This window comes from Cupriavidus pauculus, assembly GCF_003854935.1.
Taxonomy (GTDB): Bacteria; Pseudomonadota; Gammaproteobacteria; order Burkholderiales; family Burkholderiaceae; genus Cupriavidus; species Cupriavidus pauculus_C.
Genome location: NZ_CP033969.1, coordinates 3,158,625 through 3,176,034, shown reverse-complemented (window position 1 = coordinate 3,176,034; position 17,410 = coordinate 3,158,625). Strand labels below are relative to the sequence as shown.

General features: G+C 69.5%; 17 protein-coding genes. 9 read left to right on the top strand and 8 right to left on the bottom strand.

Annotated features, from left to right (window positions below; translation table 11 throughout):
- Positions 1-46: 46 nt before the first annotated feature.
- The 3 genes from EHF44_RS15980 (at position 47) to EHF44_RS15970 (ending at position 3,002) form a co-directional block, all read left to right on the top strand.
- Positions 47-1,477 (top strand): PLP-dependent aminotransferase family protein, encoded by a 1,431-nt coding sequence (locus tag EHF44_RS15980; protein ID WP_124684555.1) that lies wholly within the window; start codon positions 47-49, stop codon positions 1,475-1,477.
- Entirely contained in the window at positions 1,474-1,836 is a 363-nt protein-coding gene (locus EHF44_RS15975; RefSeq protein WP_253699888.1) for an ArsR family transcriptional regulator, read from the top strand. Before EHF44_RS15980 ends, EHF44_RS15975 begins: the two co-directional genes overlap by 4 nt.
- Before the next feature lie 131 nt (positions 1,837-1,967).
- Positions 1,968-3,002, top strand: a complete 1,035-nt coding sequence (locus EHF44_RS15970; RefSeq protein WP_253699886.1) for a PDDEXK nuclease domain-containing protein — start codon at positions 1,968-1,970, stop codon at positions 3,000-3,002.
- Positions 3,003-3,022: 20 nt separating this feature from the next.
- On the opposite strand, the gene EHF44_RS15965 is transcribed toward EHF44_RS15970, so the two are convergent.
- Genes EHF44_RS15965 through wrbA form a run of 3 tightly spaced genes read right to left on the bottom strand, consistent with a single transcriptional unit; the run spans position 3,023 to position 5,466 of the window.
- Positions 3,023-4,447 (bottom strand): FAD-binding oxidoreductase, encoded by a 1,425-nt coding sequence (locus EHF44_RS15965; RefSeq protein WP_124685138.1) that lies wholly within the window; start codon positions 4,445-4,447, stop codon positions 3,023-3,025.
- Between the two features lie 24 nt (positions 4,448-4,471).
- Positions 4,472-4,876, bottom strand: coding sequence for a DUF2069 domain-containing protein (locus EHF44_RS15960; RefSeq protein WP_124684553.1), 405 nt, complete (start codon positions 4,874-4,876; stop codon positions 4,472-4,474).
- Entirely contained in the window at positions 4,873-5,466 is a 594-nt protein-coding gene (gene wrbA, locus EHF44_RS15955) for an NAD(P)H:quinone oxidoreductase (RefSeq protein ID WP_124684552.1), read from the bottom strand. Before wrbA ends, EHF44_RS15960 begins: the two co-directional genes overlap by 4 nt.
- Positions 5,467-5,641: 175 nt before the next feature.
- Here wrbA and EHF44_RS15950 point away from each other — a divergent pair, with 175 nt between their 5' ends.
- A complete protein-coding gene (locus EHF44_RS15950; protein WP_253699884.1) occupies positions 5,642-6,994 on the top strand; it encodes a YihY family inner membrane protein in 1,353 nt (450 codons plus the stop codon).
- Between the two features lie 18 nt (positions 6,995-7,012).
- Here EHF44_RS15950 and EHF44_RS15945 read toward each other — a convergent pair whose 3' ends face one another.
- From EHF44_RS15945 to EHF44_RS15935, 3 genes are read right to left on the bottom strand one after another with little or no spacing between them, the layout of a single operon-like run.
- Positions 7,013-7,330, bottom strand: a complete 318-nt coding sequence (locus EHF44_RS15945; protein WP_124684551.1) for an Mpo1-like protein — start codon at positions 7,328-7,330, stop codon at positions 7,013-7,015.
- Between the two features lie 32 nt (positions 7,331-7,362).
- The gene (locus EHF44_RS15940) at positions 7,363-8,178 is read right to left on the bottom strand and encodes an alpha/beta fold hydrolase (RefSeq protein WP_124684550.1); all 816 of its coding nucleotides are present in this window, start codon (positions 8,176-8,178) and stop codon (positions 7,363-7,365) included.
- Positions 8,175-9,494 carry an O-acetylhomoserine aminocarboxypropyltransferase gene (locus EHF44_RS15935; protein WP_124684549.1) on the bottom strand — a complete coding sequence of 440 codons (1,320 nt, stop codon included), beginning with the start codon at positions 9,492-9,494 and terminating at the stop codon, positions 8,175-8,177. Before EHF44_RS15935 ends, EHF44_RS15940 begins: the two co-directional genes overlap by 4 nt.
- 281 nt (positions 9,495-9,775) lie before the next feature.
- On the opposite strand from EHF44_RS15935, the gene EHF44_RS15930 reads away from it, so the two are divergent.
- The 5 genes from EHF44_RS15930 (at position 9,776) to EHF44_RS15910 (ending at position 15,410) form a co-directional block, all read left to right on the top strand.
- Complete coding sequence (locus EHF44_RS15930; protein WP_124684548.1) at positions 9,776-10,264, top strand: CBS domain-containing protein; 489 nt, start codon at positions 9,776-9,778, stop codon at positions 10,262-10,264.
- A gap of 131 nt (positions 10,265-10,395) precedes the next feature.
- On the top strand, positions 10,396-12,300 hold the full coding sequence (locus tag EHF44_RS15925) for an MFS transporter (protein WP_124684547.1): 1,905 nt from the start codon (positions 10,396-10,398) through the stop codon (positions 12,298-12,300).
- A 2-nt stretch (positions 12,301-12,302) separates the two neighbouring features.
- Positions 12,303-13,070 (top strand): glutathione S-transferase family protein, encoded by a 768-nt coding sequence (locus EHF44_RS15920; protein ID WP_124684546.1) that lies wholly within the window; start codon positions 12,303-12,305, stop codon positions 13,068-13,070.
- A 46-nt stretch (positions 13,071-13,116) separates the two neighbouring features.
- The gene (gene aroC / locus EHF44_RS15915; RefSeq protein ID WP_124684545.1) at positions 13,117-14,220 is read left to right on the top strand and encodes a chorismate synthase; all 1,104 of its coding nucleotides are present in this window, start codon (positions 13,117-13,119) and stop codon (positions 14,218-14,220) included.
- Positions 14,166-15,410 (top strand): MFS transporter, encoded by a 1,245-nt coding sequence (locus EHF44_RS15910; protein ID WP_124684544.1) that lies wholly within the window; start codon positions 14,166-14,168, stop codon positions 15,408-15,410. The genes aroC and EHF44_RS15910 overlap by 55 nt, the downstream gene beginning before the upstream one ends.
- A 49-nt stretch (positions 15,411-15,459) precedes the next feature.
- On the opposite strand, the gene EHF44_RS15905 is transcribed toward EHF44_RS15910, so the two are convergent.
- Both EHF44_RS15905 and EHF44_RS15900 read right to left on the bottom strand, forming a co-directional pair.
- Complete coding sequence (locus EHF44_RS15905) at positions 15,460-16,566, bottom strand: NAD(P)/FAD-dependent oxidoreductase (protein WP_124684543.1); 1,107 nt, start codon at positions 16,564-16,566, stop codon at positions 15,460-15,462.
- A 53-nt stretch (positions 16,567-16,619) separates the two neighbouring features.
- Entirely contained in the window at positions 16,620-17,321 is a 702-nt protein-coding gene (locus EHF44_RS15900; RefSeq protein WP_124684542.1) for a FadR/GntR family transcriptional regulator, read from the bottom strand.
- Positions 17,322-17,410 lie beyond the last annotated feature (89 nt).

Below are 17,410 nucleotides of genomic sequence, written 5' to 3'. Positions count from 1 at the left end.
TGTCCGGCTGTCTCCCGGATAACCCCCAGACAAGGCGACAGACCCGTTGGCAACCCTGTACGAAAAGCTCGCGGCCGATATCGAGGCGCTGGTGCAGCAGGGCGTGCTGCTGCCCGGCGAGAAGATCCCGTCCGTGCGCCAGGCCGCGCAGCACCACCGGCTCAGCATCACCACCGTGATCCGGGCCTACCTGCTGCTGGAATCGCGCGGCATCCTGGAAAGCCGCCCGCAGTCGGGCTACTTCGTGCGCGCCCGGCCCGGCGAGCCGGCCATCGACCTGCAGCCCACGCGCCCGGCCACGCGGCCGTCGGCCGTGGACGTGAGCGCGCTGGTGCTGTCCACGCTGCGCTCGATCCGCGCCGACGACGCGGTGCCGCTGGGGTCGCCCTATCCGGACCCCAAGCTCTACCCGTGGCAGCGGATCATCCAGTACGCCAACACCATCGGCAAGCGCTACGACACCTGGAGCGTGCTGGACGACCTGCCGCCCGGATCGCCCGAGCTGATCCGCCAGATCACGCGCCGCTACCTGGAAAACGGCTATACGGTCGATCCCAACGAGGTGGTGGTGACGATCGGCGCCACCGAGGCCATCAACCTGTGCCTGCAGGCCGTGGCCCGGCCCGGCGACACGATCGCGGTGGAATCGCCCACCTACTACGCGATGCTGCACGCCATCGAACGGCTGGGCATGCGCGCCGTGGAGGTGGCGACCGACCCGGTGGCCGGCATCGACGTGCAGGCGCTGGCGCGGCTGATCGACGAGCGGCCCGTGGCGGCCTGCATGGTGATGCCGAACTTCCAGAACCCGCTGGGCTTCCAGATGCCCGACGAGCGCAAGCAGGCGCTGGTGGCGCTGCTGACCGCGCGCGACATCCCGGTGATCGAGAACGACGTCTACGGCGAGCTGTACTACGGCGACGCCCATCCCACGTCGCTGAAGTCGTACGACACGGCGGGCATCGTGCTGCACTGCTCGTCGTTCTCGAAGACGCTGACCAATGCCTACCGGATCGGCTGGGCGCTGCCGGGCCGCTACCGCCAGAAGGTGGAGCGGCTCAAGTTCCTGAACACGCTGACCACGTCCACCATCCCGCAGCTCGCCATTGCCGAATTCCTGCGCAAGGACGGCTACGACTACCACCTGCGCCGCGTGCGCAAGGCCTACGCCCAGCAGGCCAACATCATGGCCGCCGCGGTGCGGCGCTTCTTCCCGGCCGGCACGCGCGTGTCGCGCCCGGCGGGCGGCTACGTGCTGTGGGTGGAACTGCCCGAGGAGGTGGACGCCATGGCGCTGTACCACGCGGCGCTGGAGCGGCGCATCACGGTGGCGCCGGGGCATATCTTCTCGCCGGTGCCCACGTACACGAACTGCATCCGGCTGAACTACAGCGGCGCGTGGTCCGAAGAGGTGGAATCGGCCGTGATCACGCTGGGCAAGCTGGTGGCGACATTACAAGAAAGGGAGACGACATGACGGACGACGCGGACCGGGCGGACGGACCCGACGAGGACGAGGACCTGCCCGGCGGGGACGATGGGGAGGCGGAAGGCGGGGGCCTGGACCCCACGGTGGCCGCCATCCTGCAGGCCCTGTGGGAGCACCGGCTGACCGAGCCGGACAAGGACCTGTCGCTGGCCCGGCTCAGCAAGCGCGCCGGCGTGCAGATGAGCGTGCTGCGCCGCGTGCTGACCCAGCTGGGCGACGCCGACCTCGTCGAGACAGCCATGGAGGAAGACGGCCGCGGCACGGCCCGGCTGACCGAGGAGGGCGAAGCCATCTGCGGCCAGTTGTTCGACTCACCGGCACCAGGGGACGGCCCGCTGCTGCATTGATCTGGCTCGCGTCAGATTGTCCCGTTGTCTCATAGACTCCGCCGCATCCGCCTCACACAATGGGTTCTCCGGAATCGAACCCTTGTATGGATCGGATGTGCAATGTGCCAACATTTTCCGCGGAGTATCAGATGCTGCTGAACAGCTTGAAGGAGCGCGTGGACGGCGCGCGGCAACGGGCGTTGGTGGCGGTGAACCGGGAACTGGTTGCCCTGTACTGGCATCTCGGCAACGAGATCCTGGCCAGCCAGCAGCGCGAAGGGCTGGGGCCCGGCCTGATCGAGCAACTGGCCCGCGACCTGCGGGCGAGCTATCCCGACATGCAGGGGTTCTCGCCGGGCAACCTGCGGCACATGCGCGCGCTGGCGCAGGCCTGGCCAGAGGGCGCCATGGCGGAGCAGCCGGCGGCGCAATTGCCATGGCCGCACCTGTGCACGCTGCTGGACCGCGTTTCGGACCCCGCGCTGCGCGAGTGGTACGCCGGCATGGCGCTCCAGCACGGGTGGTCACGCAACGTGCTGGCGATGCAGATCGACCTGCGGCTGCACCAGCGGCAGGGCCAGGCCGTCAACAACTTCGCGGATTGCATGCCGCCGGCGCGGTCGGACCTGGCGCGGGACGTCTTCAAGGACCCGTACATCTTCGACTTCGTGAACCTGGCGAACGACGCGCGGGAGCGCGCCGTGGAGGCGGCGCTGACGCACCAGGTGACGCGGCTGCTGCTGGAGCTGGGCACCGGCTTCGCGTTCGTGGGCCGGCAGTACCGGCTGGACGTGGGCGGCGAGGAGTTCTACATCGACCTGCTGTTCTACCACCTGAAGCTGCGCAGCTACGTGGTCGTCGAACTCAAGGCGACGCCGTTCCGGCCCGAGTACGCCGGCCAGCTCGGCTTCTACCTGGCCGCCGTGGACGCGCAGGTCAAGCTCCCGGACGACCAGCCTTCCATCGGCCTGCTGCTGTGCCGCGACAACAACCGGCTGGTGGCCGAGTATGCGTTGCGCGGCATGGCCCAGCCGATGGGCGTTGCAGAGTACCAGTTGATGCCGGAACTGCCGCCTGGTCTGCCGTCCATCGCGGAGATCGAGGCCAGGCTGGCGGCCGAAGCCGATGCGGTGGATGCGGCGGAGGAGGCTGCAGCCCAGGCGGCTGGCCCGCGCTGGCAGTAGCCGCCGCGCGGCCACCCCGGTCAGACGACCTTGCCGGGGTTCATCAGGTGCTGCGGGTCCAGCGCCTGCTTGATGGCGCGCATCATCGCCAGTTCCACTTCGCTCTTGTAGCGGCGGTTTTCCTCGACCTTGAGCTGGCCCAGGCCGTGCTCGGCCGAGATCGAGCCGTCGTGGGCCTGGACGCTGTTGTGGACGATCAGGTTGATGGCGTCCTGGTGCTGCAGGAACTGGTCGTGGTCGACGCCAGCCGGTGGCGACACGTTGTAGTGCAGGTTGCCGTCGCCAAGATGGCCGAAGGTGACCATGCGGGCGCCCGGGAAGGCGTCCTGGACCAGCGCGTCGGTGGTCTCGATGAAATCGGCCACGCGCGAGATCGGCACGGCGATGTCGTGCTTGATGTTCTTGCCTTCCTCCACCTGGGCCAGCGGGATGTGCTCGCGCAGGTTCCAGAAGTCGCGCGACTGCTGGACGGATTCGGCGACCACGGCGTCGGTGACCACGCCGGCGTCCAGGGCGGCCTCCATCATCGTCTCGAAGATGCCGCGCGCGTGCTGCTCGCCCTCGCTGTCGGACAGTTCCAGCAGCACCACCTGCGGATGGTGCTCGGCAAACGGGTAGCGCAGCTGCGGGAAATGCCGCGTGACCAGTTCCATGCACATGGCCGACATCAGCTCGAAGCCGGTCAGCATGGCGCTGGCGTGGGACTGGGCGATGGCCAGCAGCGCCAGCGCGGCGCGCGGGCTTGGCACGGCGGCCAGCGCCGTCACGCGGGCGCGCGGGGCCGGGAACAGCTTCATGACCGCGGCCGTGATGATGCCGAGCGTGCCTTCGGCACCGATGAACAGGTCGCGCAGGTCGTAGCCGGTGTTGTCCTTGCGCAGGCCGCGCAGGCCGTTCCAGACCTCGCCGCGCGCGGTCACTACCTCCAGGCCCAGGCACAGCTCGCGGGTATTGCCATAGCGCAGCACGGCGGTGCCGCCGGCATTGGTCGACAGGTTGCCGCCGATCGTGCAGCTGCCCTCGGCCGCCAGCGACAGCGGGAACAGCCGGCCATGCTCGCGCGCCACGTCCTGCAACTGCTGGAGGATCACGCCGGCCTCCACCGTGATCGTGTTGTTGAGCGGGTCCACCTGCCGCACGCGGTTCAGCCGCTGGAGCGACACCACCACCACGCCGCGCGCGGCCGCGTCGCCGCCGGCCGGCGTGGCGCCGCCGCACAGGCCCGTGTTGCCGCCCTGCGGCACCACGGCAATGCGGTGCGCGTGGCAGGCGTGCATCACGGCGGCCACCTCGTCGGTGTTGCCGGGCCGCAGCACGGCCAGCGCGTCACCGGTGTAGCGGCGGCGCCAGTCGGTCAGGTAGGGCGCCTTGTCGGCCGCGTCGGTCAGCACGTTGGACGGGCCGACGGCGGCGCGGCAGAGATCGAGGAACGAGTCGGAATGCACGGTGGACATGGCGGACATGGGCGCTCAGGGGGAGGGGGCCGATCGGGCGAGGGCCTTGGCGCGGCGCTTGTAGGGCCGCAGGTAAAGGATCGTGGCGACGAAGAACAGCAGCGTCAGCGCGACTTCCGCCCACGCCAGCCACGACGACGGGGCGCGGTCGCTGGTGGCGCGCACGATGCCTTCGGTGAAATAGAGCAGGATCAGCATCGACGACCACTGCATCGTGTAGCGGTTGCGCCGCCATACGCCGCGCAGCACCGGCAGCAGCAGCACGAACTTGGCGATCAGCCACGAGCCGCCGGGCCGCAGCGGCGCCAGGAACCATTCCCAGGCGATGCACAGCGCGATCAGCGCCAGCAGGCTGGCCAGGCTCAGGTACCAGAGGCGCGGGCTGTGCAGCGCGGCGTCGTCGGAAGGGGCCGGCATCATGCGGCGAGCTTCAGGGCGGTCTGAGCCAGGCGGCGGCCCATGGCCGTGGCCAGCGCGGCTTCCTGGTCGGTGACCGGGCCGTGGTTGTCCACGTGCGCGTGATGGCTCGGGCCGTACGGCGTGCCGCCGGCCGTGGTCGTCATCAGGCCGGCTTCGGAATAGGGCAGGCCGACGATCAGCATGCCGTGGTGCAGCAGCGGCAGCATCATCGACAGCAGCGTGGTTTCCTGGCCGCCATGCAGGCTGCCCGTCGACGTGAACACGCAGGCCGGCTTGCCGGACAGCCCGCCCGCCAGCCACTGCGCGACGGTGCCGTCGAGGAAGTACTTCATCGGGGCCGCCATGTTGCCGAAGCGGGTGGGGCTGCCGAGCGCCAGCCCGGCGCATTCCTCAAGGTCGCGCAGTTCGGCATAGGGCGCGCCTTCGGGCGGGATGTCGGAAGCGGTGGCCTCGCAGACCGTGGATACCGGCGGCACGGTGCGCAGGCGCGCCTGGGCGCCGGGCACGCTCTCGATGCCGGTGGCGATCAGTTCGGCCAGTCTGCGGGTGGCGCCGTGGCGGCTGTAGTAGAGGACGAGGATGTCGGTCATGGATGGACGGGCGGCGGGACGGCGGACGGTGTACGGCAGGGCCGCCGGCTGGCTGGCGGGCCCGCGGTGCGGGCGCCGCGGAACGATCCGCGTATTATAGTTGGGGCGCTGCCGGAAGTGCCGCGTGGGCGGCCCGGCCGCCGCTGTCATCGATTCGAGAGGAGAACGTCCCCGCATGTCCGCCCCCCGCATTGCCCGCCTGCGCAGGGAATGGAACCTGCAGAAGGTGCGCGCACTGTCCCGCTACGCGCTGCGCCGCGCCGGCGAGAACCGCCTGCCGCAGGTGGCCGCCAGCCTGACGTTCACGACGTTCCTGTCCGTCGTGCCGGTGCTGACGGTGGCCTTTGCGCTGCTGGCCGCGTTCCCGGTGTTCCGCGACTTCCGCGGCCAGATCGAGGCGTTCCTGTTCCAGAACCTGATCCCGGGCGGCAATATCAGCGACTCGGTGTCGCGCTACCTGGGCCAGTTCGCCAAGAGCGCGCGCGGCCTGACCGCGCTGGGCCTGGGCGGGCTGATGGTGACGTCGGTGCTGACGATGCTGACCGTGGAAGACGCGCTGAACGCGATCTGGCGCGTCAAGCGGCGGCGCCCGTTCGCGCAGCGGGTGCTGGTGTTCTGGGCCGTGCTGACGCTGGGGCCGGTGCTGATCGGCGGCAGCCTGTCGATCAGCTCGTACCTGATATCGATCTCGATGGGCTACGTCGGCAACCTGCCGTTCGGGCTCGGGCTGCTGGTCAGCCTGGTGCCGGTGGCGCTGACCGCCGTGGCATTTGCGTTTCTGTACATGGCCGTGCCGTACGCCTACGTCGACTGGCGCGATGCGATCTTCGCCGGCATCGTGGCCGCCGTGGCGTTCGAGGTGGCCAAGCGCGCCTTCGGCTATTTCATTACCCATATCCCCACCTACACGGCCGTCTACGGGACGTTTGCCGTGCTGCCGCTGTTCCTGCTCTGGATGTACGTGAGCTGGCTGGTCACGCTGCTGGGCGCGACGATCGCGTCGAACCTGCCCGTGATCCGCGAGGGCCACTGGCGGCGCCGCACGTTCGCCGGCAGCGAATTCTTCGACGCGCTGGGCGTGCTCTATGTGCTCTATCGCGCCCGCGACGAGGTGCCGCGCAGCATGGGCGAACTGGAGATTGGCCGCAAGCTGCGGGTGGAGGCCGACTACCTGGCCGGGCTGCTGGCCAAGCTCAAGGCCATGCACCTGGTCGGCAAGCTCCAGCAGGATCGCGGGCAGGCGCACTGGGCGCTGCTGTGCGATCCGGCGCAGGTCACGCTGCGGATGCTGCACGACCGGCTGGTGCTGAACCTGGCGCGCCTGCCGCGCACGGCGCTGGCCCAGCAGATGCGGGGCGTGGAAGTGCTGCGTGGCATCCTGGACAACCCCCAGCTCGACCAGCCGCTCGAAGCGGTGTTCCGCCAGCAGACGGCCGGCGTGGCCGCCAACGAGGCGCCCGAGGCGCCCGACCCTGCCGACGCCGCCGCCCAGCCGGCGCGCCAGCCCGACCTGCCGCGCCACGCCTAGCCGACGGCCGGCGCCGGTTCAGAAGCGGATCTTGCCGCGCAGGATGTCCGCGTACATCACCCAGTCGCCCATCAGGCTGTAGAACGGGTGCCGGAACGTGGCCGGGCGGTTTTTCTCGAAGCCGAAATGGCCGATCCAGGCAAACGCGTAGCCCGACACCAGCGCGCCCAGCAGCCACCAGAAATTTCCGGTCACGACCAGCGCCACCAGGCAGGCCAGCGCCAGCGTCGACCCGACGAAATGCAGCCGTCGGCAAGTGCGGTTGCGGTGCTCGTTCAGGTAGAACGGGTAGAAGTCGGCAAAGCGCGCAAATTCCTTGGCGTGGGTCTGGGCCATGGCAGTCTCCTTGGGGGCGAGTCGGGTTGGGCTCAGCGGGCAGCGCGCGCGAACGCGGCCAGCGCGTCGAGAACGTCGTCGGGCCGCTCGCCCATCAGCGCATGGCCCGCCGGCACCGTGACCACGCGGGCCTGCTTCATCCGGGCCGCCAGCGCCTGGGCGGCCTTGGGCGACGTCATCATGTCCTTGCTGCCCACCACGAACAGCGCCGGGCAGGCCACGGCGGCGGCCGCTTCCTCGCCATGCGCGTAGGCGTTGCAGGCCGAGAAGTCGGTGTGGAAGACGTGGGCGTCCGGGTTGCGGGCCGACACGCGCTCCATCAGCCGCTGGCTGCCGCCATGCATCCACGCGCCCGGGCCGGGCGACGATGGCTTGCTGGCCAGGCTGGAGATCGACCACTGGTTGACCATGGCAATGGCGTCCGCCTCGCGGTGCAGCGCGGCGTCGAGCAGCGCGTCGGACACTTTCATCGGATAGGCCGTGGCCAGCAGGCCGATGCCGCGCACCGCCTGCGGATGCCGCGCCGCGCATTCGAGCGCGATCAGCGACCCCATGCTGTGGCCGAACACCAGCGCCGGCGCCGTCACCCCGGCTGCCGCCAGCAGCGCGACGATCCAGTCGGCCATGGCCTCGACCGTGTCCAGCGGCGCGCCGGCGCTGCGGTTGTGGCCGGGCAGGTCGACGGCCAACACCGAAAACCCGTGGTTGGCAAACCAGCGCGTCTGCAGCGCCCAGACGCTGTGGTCGTTCTGCGCGCCGTGCACGAACACGGCGCAGGGCAGGGCCGGGTCGAACGGCTTGCCGCCGGTGTAGGCATAGGCCTCGTGGCCGGAAACGGTCAGTTTCATGACGCCTTGCCCCCCTTCGCCATGGCCTTCTCGGCGGCCTTGAGACCGCGCTTGAGGTCGTCGACGAGGTCGTCCGGGTCCTCCAGGCCGATCGACAGCCGGATCGTGCCCTCGCCGATGCCGGCGGCCTGAAGCGCCGCCGCGTCCATGCGGAAATGGGTGGTCGAGGCCGGGTGGATGACCAGCGAGCGGGCGTCGCCGACGTTGGCCAGGTGCGAGAACAGCGACAGGCTTTCGATAAAGCGCTGCCCGGCCTGCCGGTCGGCCTTGAGGTTGAAGCTGAACACCGCGCCGCAGCCGCGCGGCAGTAGCCGTTTGGCCAAAGCGTAGTCGGGGTGCGATTCCAGTTCGGGATAGGCCACCGACTCGACCATCGGATGGCCGGCCAGGAACTGCACCACGCGGCGCGTGTTGTCGACATGGCGCGCCATGCGCAGCGGCAGTGTCTCGATGCCCTGCAGCAACTGCCAGGCCGCCATCGGATTCATGCAGGCGCCAAAGTCGCGCAGGCCCTCGCGGCGGGCGCGCAGCAGGAACGGCGCCACCGTGCTTTCCTCGGTGAACACCATGTTGTGGAAGCCCGCGTACGGCTCGGACAGTTCCGGAAAGCGCCCGGAGGCCTCGAAATCGAACGTGCCGCCTTCGGCCAGCACGCCGCCGATGGTGGTGCCATGGCCGCCCAGGAACTTGGTGGCCGAGTGGTAGAGCAGGCCGGCGCCATGGTCGAACGGCCGCAGCAGGTAAGGCGTGGTGAACGTGGAATCGACCAGCAGCGGGATGCGGTGGTCCCGGCCGATCTGCGCCACGGTCTCGATGTCGAGCACGTCCAGGCCCGGGTTGCCCAGCGTCTCGCCGAACAGCAGCCGGGTCTCCGGGCGGATGGCGGCGCGCCAGGCGTCGATGTCGCGCGGGTTGACGAACGTGGTCTCGATGCCGAAGCGGCGCAGCGTGTAGTGCAGCAGGTTGTGCGAGCCGCCGTAGAGCGCGCTCGACGCGACGATGTGGGCGCCGGCCCCCATCAGCGTGGCCACGGCCAGGTGCAGCGCGGCCTGGCCCGAGGCGGTGCCGATGGCGCCCGCGCCGTTTTCCAGCGCGGCCACGCGCTCCTCGAACACGGCCACGGTGGGGTTGCTGATGCGCGAGTAGACGTGGCCGGCGCGCTCCATGTTGAACAGCGACGCGGCGTGCTCGCTGTCCCGGAAGACAAATGACGTGGTCAGGTGGATCGGTGTGGCGCGGGCCCCGGTGGCGGGGTCCGGCGCGGCGCCGGCGTGCAGGGCCAGCGTGTCGAAGCGGCTGCCAGACGATGTGGACATGGCGGGAAGGGCCCGGCGCGCCGGGCCGCGAGTGGTGGCTGTCGTCCGGCATCCTAGCACCATGGGCCCCCCGCGCAACACCGGGTATTTCCCGCCGCGCGGGCCGCCTGGCAGGCCGTGCCGGGGGCGTCCGGCCGCGGTCCGGCGGCGGGCGGGACGGCGGCCCGGGTGGCGCCCTGGAGGCCGCGCTCGCTTTACTTGAGACGGCGGTTTGGGCTAGGATCGGCCATCGGGCCCGCGCCACGCACATGGCAAGACAGGGCACCCCCGGAGACACCATCATGAAAGTCAGCGACATCCTGCAGATCAAGGGCAACACGCTCTACACCGTCACGCCGGATACCCCGCTGGAGCAGGCCATCGAGACCATGGCCGCGCACGACATCGGCTCGCTCGTGGTCATGGAGTACGGCGATCTCGTCGGCATGCTGACGTTCCGCGAGGTCATCGAGACGCTGGCCGCCAACCGCGGCACGCTGGGCCCGCACAGCATCCGCAAGGTCATGGACGACGCGCCGCTGACCTGCACCCCCGAGACCGACGTCAACGAGGTGCGCCGCATGATGCTGGAGCGCCACACCCGCTACCTGCCCGTGCTGGAAAAGCGCACGCTGATGGGCGTGATCTCGTTCTACGACGTGGCCAAGGCCGTGGTGGAGGAGCAGAGCTTCGAGAACCGGATGCTCAAGGCGTACATCCGCGACTGGCCCGAGGAGAAAGCCCAGCCGGCCCAGCCGGCCGCCGAGGCGCCCGGGCAGCCCGCGCGCTGACCGCCCGCCGGCCTGTCCGGCATCCCCCAATTTTGAGATTTCTGCCGTAGCCGGCGATGCCCGGTGCTGGCATGATGGCGGCGAACTGATGCCCCGGCGGGTCACCGGGGTCCACTTCCTGTTTGCCATCGATGAGCCAAGAAAGCCAGTTTCGCCTGCTCGGCCTGCGCCGGTTCGCCCCGTTCTTCTGGACGCAGTTCCTCGGGGCCATGAACGACAACGTCTTCAAGGTCGCCTTCACCTCGCTGGTCACCTACCACGCCACGCTGTTCGAGGGCGTCGACGCCCATAGCGCGGCCTTCCTGATCTCGGCCATCTTCATCGCGCCGTTCGTGCTGTTTTCCGCCACCAGCGGCCAGATCGCCGACAAGATCGAGAAGTCGCGGCTGATCCGGCTGGTCAAGACGATCGAAATCGCCATCATGCTGCTCGGGCTGGCCGGCTTCTACCTGCACAGCGCCCCGCTGCTCTACGCGGGCACGTTCCTGATGGGGCTGCACTCCACGGTCTTCGGGCCGGTCAAGTTCGCCTACCTGCCGCAGCACCTGGACCAGACCGAGCTGGTGGGGGGCAACGGACTCGTGGAAATGGGCACCTTCGTGGCGATCCTGCTCGGCACGCTGGTGGGCGGCGAGATGGCCGGGCTGACCGGCGCCGACGGCACGGTGGTCGGGCCGCTGTACGTGGGCATCGTCTGCGTGGCGATTGCCGTGGCGGGGCGGGCGGTGTCGCAGGGCGTGCCGCTGTCTCCGGCGCCGCAGCCGGACCTGCGCATCAACTGGAATCCGTTCACCGAGACATGGCGCAACCTGATGCTGGCCCGCGAGCGCCGCGTGGTGTTCCTGAGCCTGTTGGGCATCTCGTGGCTGTGGTTCCTTGGCGCCACGTTCCTGACGTCGTTCTTCAGCTTTGCCAAGGACGTGCTGGGCGGGGACCAGAACGTGGTTACGCTGCTGCTGGCCGTGTTCTCGGTGGGCATCGGCACGGGGTCGCTGCTGTGCGAGCGGCTGTCCGGGCGCCACGTGGAAATCGGGCTGGTGCCGTTCGGCTCGATCGGCATGACCCTGTTCGCGGTGGACCTCTACTTCGCCACGCAGGGCCAGTCGGCCGGGGCGATGCTGAGCGGCGTGGGCGGCTTCCTGGCCCAGCCGGGACACTGGCGCGTGCTGTTCGACCTGTTCTGCCTGGCAATGTTCGGCGGCTTCTACAGCGTGCCGCTCTACGCGCTGATCCAGAGCCGGTCCGCGCCCACGCACCGCGCCCGGATCATTGCCGCCAACAACATCCTGAACAGCTTCTTCATGATCGGCGCGTCGCTGCTGGGGGTGTTCATGACCCAGGCCGGCTACTCGATCCCGCAGCTTTTCCTGGTGGTGGGGCTGCTCAACGCGGTGGTGGCCATCTATATCTACTCGCTGGTGCCCGAGTTCCTGCTGCGGTTCATCGCCTGGCTGCTCGTGCACACGATCTACCGGTTGCGCCGGATCAACGCCGAGCGGATTCCGGAGCAGGGCGCGGCGCTGCTGGTCTGCAACCACGTGAGCTTTGCCGATGCGGTGGTGCTGATGGCGGCCAGCCCCCGGCCGGTGCGGTTCGTGATGGACCACAACATCTTCAAGGTGCCGGGGCTTTCGTGGTTCTTCCGGCAGGCCAAGGCGATTCCGATTGCCCCGGCGCGCGAGAACCCCGAGCTGCTGGCGCGCGCGTACGACGCGGTGGCGGCGGCGCTGGCCGACGACGAGCTGGTCTGCATCTTCCCCGAGGGCAAGATCACGGCCGACGGCGAGATCAACCCGTTCCGCTCGGGCGTGTCGCAGATCATCCAGCGCACGCCGGTGCCGGTGGTGCCGATGGCGCTGCGTGGCCTGTGGGGCAGCTTCTTCTCCCGCAAGGGCGCCCCGGCGATGACGCGGCCGTTCCGGCGCGGCCTGCTGAGCAAGCTGGAACTGGTGGTCGGGGAACCCGTGCCCCCTGAGGCGGCGACGCCGGAGGGGTTGCAGCAGATGGTCCTGGCCCTGCGCGGCGACTGGAAATAATCATGATCACGCTCTACACGTTCGGGCCGGCGTTCGGCCTGCCCGATGCCAGCCCGTTCGTCATCAAGGCCGAGATGCTGCTGAAGCTGGCCGGCCTGCCGTACCAGACGCGGCGCGGCAACCTGCGCCGGGCGCCCAAGGGCAAGCTGCCGTACCTGGACGACATGGGCCGGCTAGTGGCCGATTCCACGCTGATCCGCTGGCACATCGAGAAGACGTACCACATCGACTTCGATGCCGGGCTGTCGGCCGCCGAGCGCGGCACGGCCTGGGCGGTCGAGAAGCTGCTGGAAGACAATCTTTACTGGGCCGTGGCGCGGGTGCGCTGGCTGGAAGGCGACAACTTCGAGCGCGGGCCGGCGCAGTTCTTCGGCATGGTGCCGGCGCCGCTGCGCGGACTGGTCAAGGCGCTGGTGAAGCGCAAGGTGCGCCAGATGCTGTGGTCGCAGGGCCTGGGGCGGCACAGCGCCGAGGAAATGACCGCGATGGCGGTGCAGGGCGTGAAGGCCATCGCCGACATCCTGGGCGACAAGCCGTACCTGATGGGCGAGCGCCCCTGCGGCGCGGACGCCACGCTGTTCGCCTTTGCCGCCAGCCTGCAGACGCCGGTCTTCGACACGCCGATCCGGGCGGCGGCCGAGTCCCATGCCAACCTGCAGGCCTATCTGGCGCGGATGCGGCGGCAGTTCTATGCCGAATTTGTGGGGCAGGGGGTGTTTGCGGCGGAATCGGGCGCGCCGGCCCCGGTGGAGGCGGCCGCCGGGGCCTAATGGCCGTACAATGTAGGCCGTCCCCAATTCCTGTGCGGTTTCGATCATGTCCGGCAATACCCTCGGCCTGCTTTTCACTGTCACCACATTCGGCGAATCGCACGGACCGGCCATCGGCGCGGTCGTGGATGGCTGCCCGCCGGGCATGTCGCTGACCGAGGCCGACATCCAGATCGACCTTGACCGCCGCAAGCCCGGCACGTCGCGCCACGTGACGCAGCGGCAGGAGCCGGACCAGGTGGAAATCCTGTCCGGGGTGTTCGAGGGCAAGACCACGGGCACGCCGATCTGCCTGCTGATCCGCAACACGGACCAGCGCAGCAAGGACTACGGCAACATCGTCGAAACCTTCCGGCCTGGGCACGCCGACTACACCTACTGGCACAAGTACGGCATCCGCGACTACCGCGGCGGCGGCCGCTCGTCGGCGCGCCTGACCGCCCCCGTGGTGGCCGCGGCGGCCATTGCGAAGAAATGGCTGCGCGAGCAGTACGGCACCGAGATTCGCGGCTACATGTCGCAGCTCGGTGAAATCGCGGTGCCGTTCACGGACTGGAAGCACGTACCCGAGAACCCGTTCTTCGCGGCCAACGCCGACATCGTGCCCGAGCTCGAAACGTATATGGACGCGCTGCGCAAGGATGGCGATTCCGTGGGCGCGCGGATCGAGGTGGTGGCCAGCGGCGTGCCGGTGGGCCTGGGCGAGCCGCTGTTCGACAAGCTCGACGCCGACATCGCCCACGCCATGATGGGTATCAACGCGGTCAAGGGCGTGGAGATTGGCGCCGGCTTCGACAGCGTGGCCCAGCGCGGCACGGTCCATGGCGACGAATTGACGCCCGAGGGCTTCCGGACCAATCACTCGGGCGGCGTGCTCGGTGGTATTTCGACCGGCCAGGACGTCACGGTGTCGCTGGCGATCAAGCCGACGTCGAGCATCCGCACGGCGCGCGAGTCGATCGACAAGGCCGGGCAGCCGGCCAGCGTCGAGACGTTCGGCCGCCACGACCCGTGCGTGGGCATCCGCGCCACGCCGATTGCCGAGGCGATGCTGGCGCTGGTGCTGATGGACCACGCGCTGCGCCACCGCGCCCAGTGCGGCGACGTGCAGGTCGACACCCCGCGCATCCCGGCGCAGGTCAAATCCTGAGCACCACCGCTTACCGGCCCGGGTCGATCGACCCGGCCACCTATCTCCGTTTCGGACTCTTCTATCTCGGCTACTACGGCTACGTCGGCGTGATCTCGCCGTACGTCAGCCTGTTCTTCGCCGACCGGGGCTTCTCGCCGGTGCAGATCGGCGTGCTGATGGCCTGCTTCCAGCTCAGCCGCATCGTCGGGCCCTACCTGTGGGGCTGGCTGTCTGACGTCATGCACACGCGGGTCCGGCTGCTGCGGCTGGCGGCGGTCACGTCGCTGCTGGCGTTCCTGGCCGTGCCGGGCGTGCATGGCTACGGCGCGATGATGGCGATGATGATCGGGCTCAACCTGATTACCAGCGCCATGTCGCCGCTGGGCGATGCGCTGACGATCTCCACGCTGCGGCGGCATGGCGCCTTCGACCATCGCTACGGCCGCGTGCGCATGTTCGGCTCGGTGGGCTTCATCGGCGCCGTGCTGCTGGGCGGGGCGCTGTTCGAGCACTTCGGGATGCAGGCGTTTCCGTGGCTGGCCAGCGCCATGCTGGCGCTGTTCGCGCTGGTGGTCTTCGGCCTGCGCGACGCGGAAGAGGACACCGCGCACGTCAAGCCGCCGCCAGCCCTGCCGCTGCTGCGACGGCCCGACGTGGCGTGGTTCCTGGCGTCGGCGTTCCTGATGATGTTCGCGCACGCGGCGCTGTACGTGTTCTATTCGCTGTACCTGGCGCAGCTTGGCTATAGCAAGATCGCCATTGGCGCGATGTGGACCATCGGCGTGGTCGCCGAGATCGTGTTCTTCTTCTACCAGGGCCGGCTGTTCGGCGCGCTGGCGCTGCGGACGATCCTGGCCGGCACGTTCGTGCTGGCCGCGCTGCGCTTTGGCGTGACCGGCTACCTGGCCGAGTATGTCTGGCTCATGGCCGTGGTCCAGACGCTGCACGCGGCCACCTTCGGCGCCCACCACAGCGCCAGCCTGAAGCGGCTGCAGCGCTGGTTCGCCGGGCCGCTGCAGGGCCGGGGGCAGGCGCTGTACACGGGGATTTCCTACGGGCTCGGCGGCACGCTGGGCGGGCTGGCGATGGGCTGGACGTGGAAGACGCTGGCGCCGATGCACACGTTCGGGATCGCGGCGGCCGCCGCGCTGGTCGGGGCGGTATGTGCGGCGATGAGTTTCCGGGGCGAGGGCGCGCGGACGGATTGATGTGGTTTGCGCCCGTCTGCCGCATGGCGGGAAAGGGGCGTCAGAACAGTCAATCCTTCAACAATCCCGCTACCCGTTCCGCGATGGCCAGCGATGACGTCAGGCCGGGCGATTCGATGCCGAACAGGTTTGCCAGCCCTGGCACGCCATGGGTCTGGGGGCCGTCGATGCGGAAGTCGGCGGCTGTCTCGCCCGGGCCGCTGATCTTGGGGCGGATGCCCGCGTAGCCCGGTTGCAGCGCGCCGTCGGCCAGGCCGGGCCAGTAGCGGCGCACTTCGGCGTAGAAGCTGTCGGCATCGTGGGGCGGGACGCTGTACTCGATCTCGTCGATCCAGCGCACGTTGGGGCCGAAACGCGCCTGGCCGCCCAGATCGAGCGTCAGGTGGACGCCCAGCCCGGCCGCTTCCGGCACCGGGTAGATCAGCCGCGAGAACGGCGCCCGGCCAGCCAGCGTGAAATAGCAGCCCTTGGCGTAGAACTGCGGCGGGATGTGGGCAGGCGGGATGCCGTCGATCCGGCGCGCCAGATCGGGCGCGGTCAGGCCGGCCGAATTGATTACCGTGCGCGCCAGCAGCGTGGTCGGGCCCTCGGCGCCGCCGATGTCGAGCCGGATGCCATCGGGCGTGACCGCGCCGGACAGCACCGGCGACTGCACGGCCAGCATCGCGCCAGCCTGTTCGGCATCGCCCAGCAGCGCGGTCATCAGGCCGTGGCTGTCGATGATGCCGGTTGATGGCGACAGCAGCGCCGCGTGGCATTCGAGCTGCGGCTCCAGCGCGCGCGCATCGTCCCGGGTGAGCAGGCGCAGGTCGTGCACGCCGTTGGCCTCGGCCTTGGCGCGGATACCGGCCAGCGTGGCCACCTGGGCCTCGCTGGTGGCCACGATCAGCTTGCCGCAGCGCTGGTGGGTCACGTGGTGGCTGGCGCAGTAGTCGTAGAGCATGGCCTTGCCGCGCACGCACAGCTCGGCTTTCAGCGAACCGGCCGGATAGTAGATGCCGGCGTGGATGACTTCGCTGTTGCGGGCGCTCGTGATCGTGCCGAAGGCGTTTTCGGCTTCAAGGATGATGACTTCGCGGCCCTGCTGCGCCATGGCGCGCGCCACGGCCAGCCCGACCACCCCGGCGCCGATCACGACGCAATCTACCTGTTCCATCTCTGTCTGCTCCTGATTGTCTTGTGGGTGTCTTGTGGATGTCCGGTCGGCTGTCAGGCCAGTCCCATGCGCGCCGCCGCCGCTTCCAGGTGCGCGGTGGCTGCCGCGCGGGCCGCCACGGGGTCGCCCCGGACGATGGCATCGACCAGCGCCGCGTGCTCGGCGTCGGCCGCGCGCGGGGTGGCGCCGTCGGCCCGCAGGCGGGCGGTGTTTTCCCAGGCGTGCTGGCGGGCGACCAGCAATTGCTGGCTGACGAAATCGGTCAGGCCGGTGAAGCACGGGTTGTGGCCGGCCTGGGCAATGGCATGGTGGAACGCGATGTCGGCCGCCGCCGCGCTCGGGAAGTCATCGGCATGGCGCTGCATCGCGGCCAGGGCGTCGCGCATGGCGGCCACGTCGGCCTCGGTGCGGCGCAGCGCGGCCATTTCGGCGCAGGCGGTTTCCACCACGCGGCGCAGTTCGAACAACTGGGCCAGCGTGGGGCCGCCGTCCGGGGCGCTGGCCAGCCGCCAGACCTGGCCGCCCGGCGTCTCGGACACATAGGCGCCAGACCCCTTGCGCGTGACCAGCACGCCGTCGGCCTTGAGCAGCGCGATGGCTTCGCGGACGATGGGGCGGCTCACGTCGAAAGTGTCGGCCAGCGCGGCCTCGGCGGGCAGTCGTTCGCCCGTGGCGAATCGGCCGGCGGCGATGTCGTCGCGCAGGGCCTGGGCGATACGGCTGGCGAGGGTGGCGGGGCGGGACAGGCGGTCCATGCAGATCGATGGGGTTGTCAGGCTGTCTGACAGATTTCAGGGTTTGCCGATTCTGCGTTGTCATCTGACCGAGGTCAAGCGGATTTGCC

Excerpts from the sequence above, each read along its gene's own strand:
- EHF44_RS15935 (WP_124684549.1), bottom strand. The coding sequence starts at position 9,494 with ATGTCCACATCGTCTGGCAGCCGCTTCGACACGCTGGCCCTGCACGCC.
- wrbA (WP_124684552.1), bottom strand. The coding sequence starts at position 5,466 with ATGACCGACATCCTCGTCCTCTACTACAGCCGCCACGGCGCCACCCGC.
- EHF44_RS15950 (WP_253699884.1), top strand. The coding sequence starts at position 5,642 with ATGTCCGCCCCCCGCATTGCCCGCCTGCGCAGGGAATGGAACCTGCAG.
- EHF44_RS15925 (WP_124684547.1), top strand. The coding sequence starts at position 10,396 with ATGAGCCAAGAAAGCCAGTTTCGCCTGCTCGGCCTGCGCCGGTTCGCC.
- EHF44_RS15900 (WP_124684542.1), bottom strand. The coding sequence starts at position 17,321 with ATGGACCGCCTGTCCCGCCCCGCCACCCTCGCCAGCCGTATCGCCCAG.
- EHF44_RS15945 (WP_124684551.1), bottom strand. The coding sequence starts at position 7,330 with ATGGCCCAGACCCACGCCAAGGAATTTGCGCGCTTTGCCGACTTCTAC.
- EHF44_RS15930 (WP_124684548.1), top strand. The coding sequence starts at position 9,776 with ATGAAAGTCAGCGACATCCTGCAGATCAAGGGCAACACGCTCTACACC.
- EHF44_RS15940 (WP_124684550.1), bottom strand. The coding sequence starts at position 8,178 with ATGAAACTGACCGTTTCCGGCCACGAGGCCTATGCCTACACCGGCGGC.
- aroC (WP_124684545.1), top strand. The coding sequence starts at position 13,117 with ATGTCCGGCAATACCCTCGGCCTGCTTTTCACTGTCACCACATTCGGC.
- EHF44_RS15920 (WP_124684546.1), top strand. The coding sequence starts at position 12,303 with ATGATCACGCTCTACACGTTCGGGCCGGCGTTCGGCCTGCCCGATGCC.
- EHF44_RS15960 (WP_124684553.1), bottom strand. The coding sequence starts at position 4,876 with ATGATGCCGGCCCCTTCCGACGACGCCGCGCTGCACAGCCCGCGCCTC.
- EHF44_RS15905 (WP_124684543.1), bottom strand. The coding sequence starts at position 16,566 with ATGGAACAGGTAGATTGCGTCGTGATCGGCGCCGGGGTGGTCGGGCTG.
- EHF44_RS15975 (WP_253699888.1), top strand. The coding sequence starts at position 1,474 with ATGACGGACGACGCGGACCGGGCGGACGGACCCGACGAGGACGAGGAC.
- EHF44_RS15970 (WP_253699886.1), top strand. The coding sequence starts at position 1,968 with ATGCTGCTGAACAGCTTGAAGGAGCGCGTGGACGGCGCGCGGCAACGG.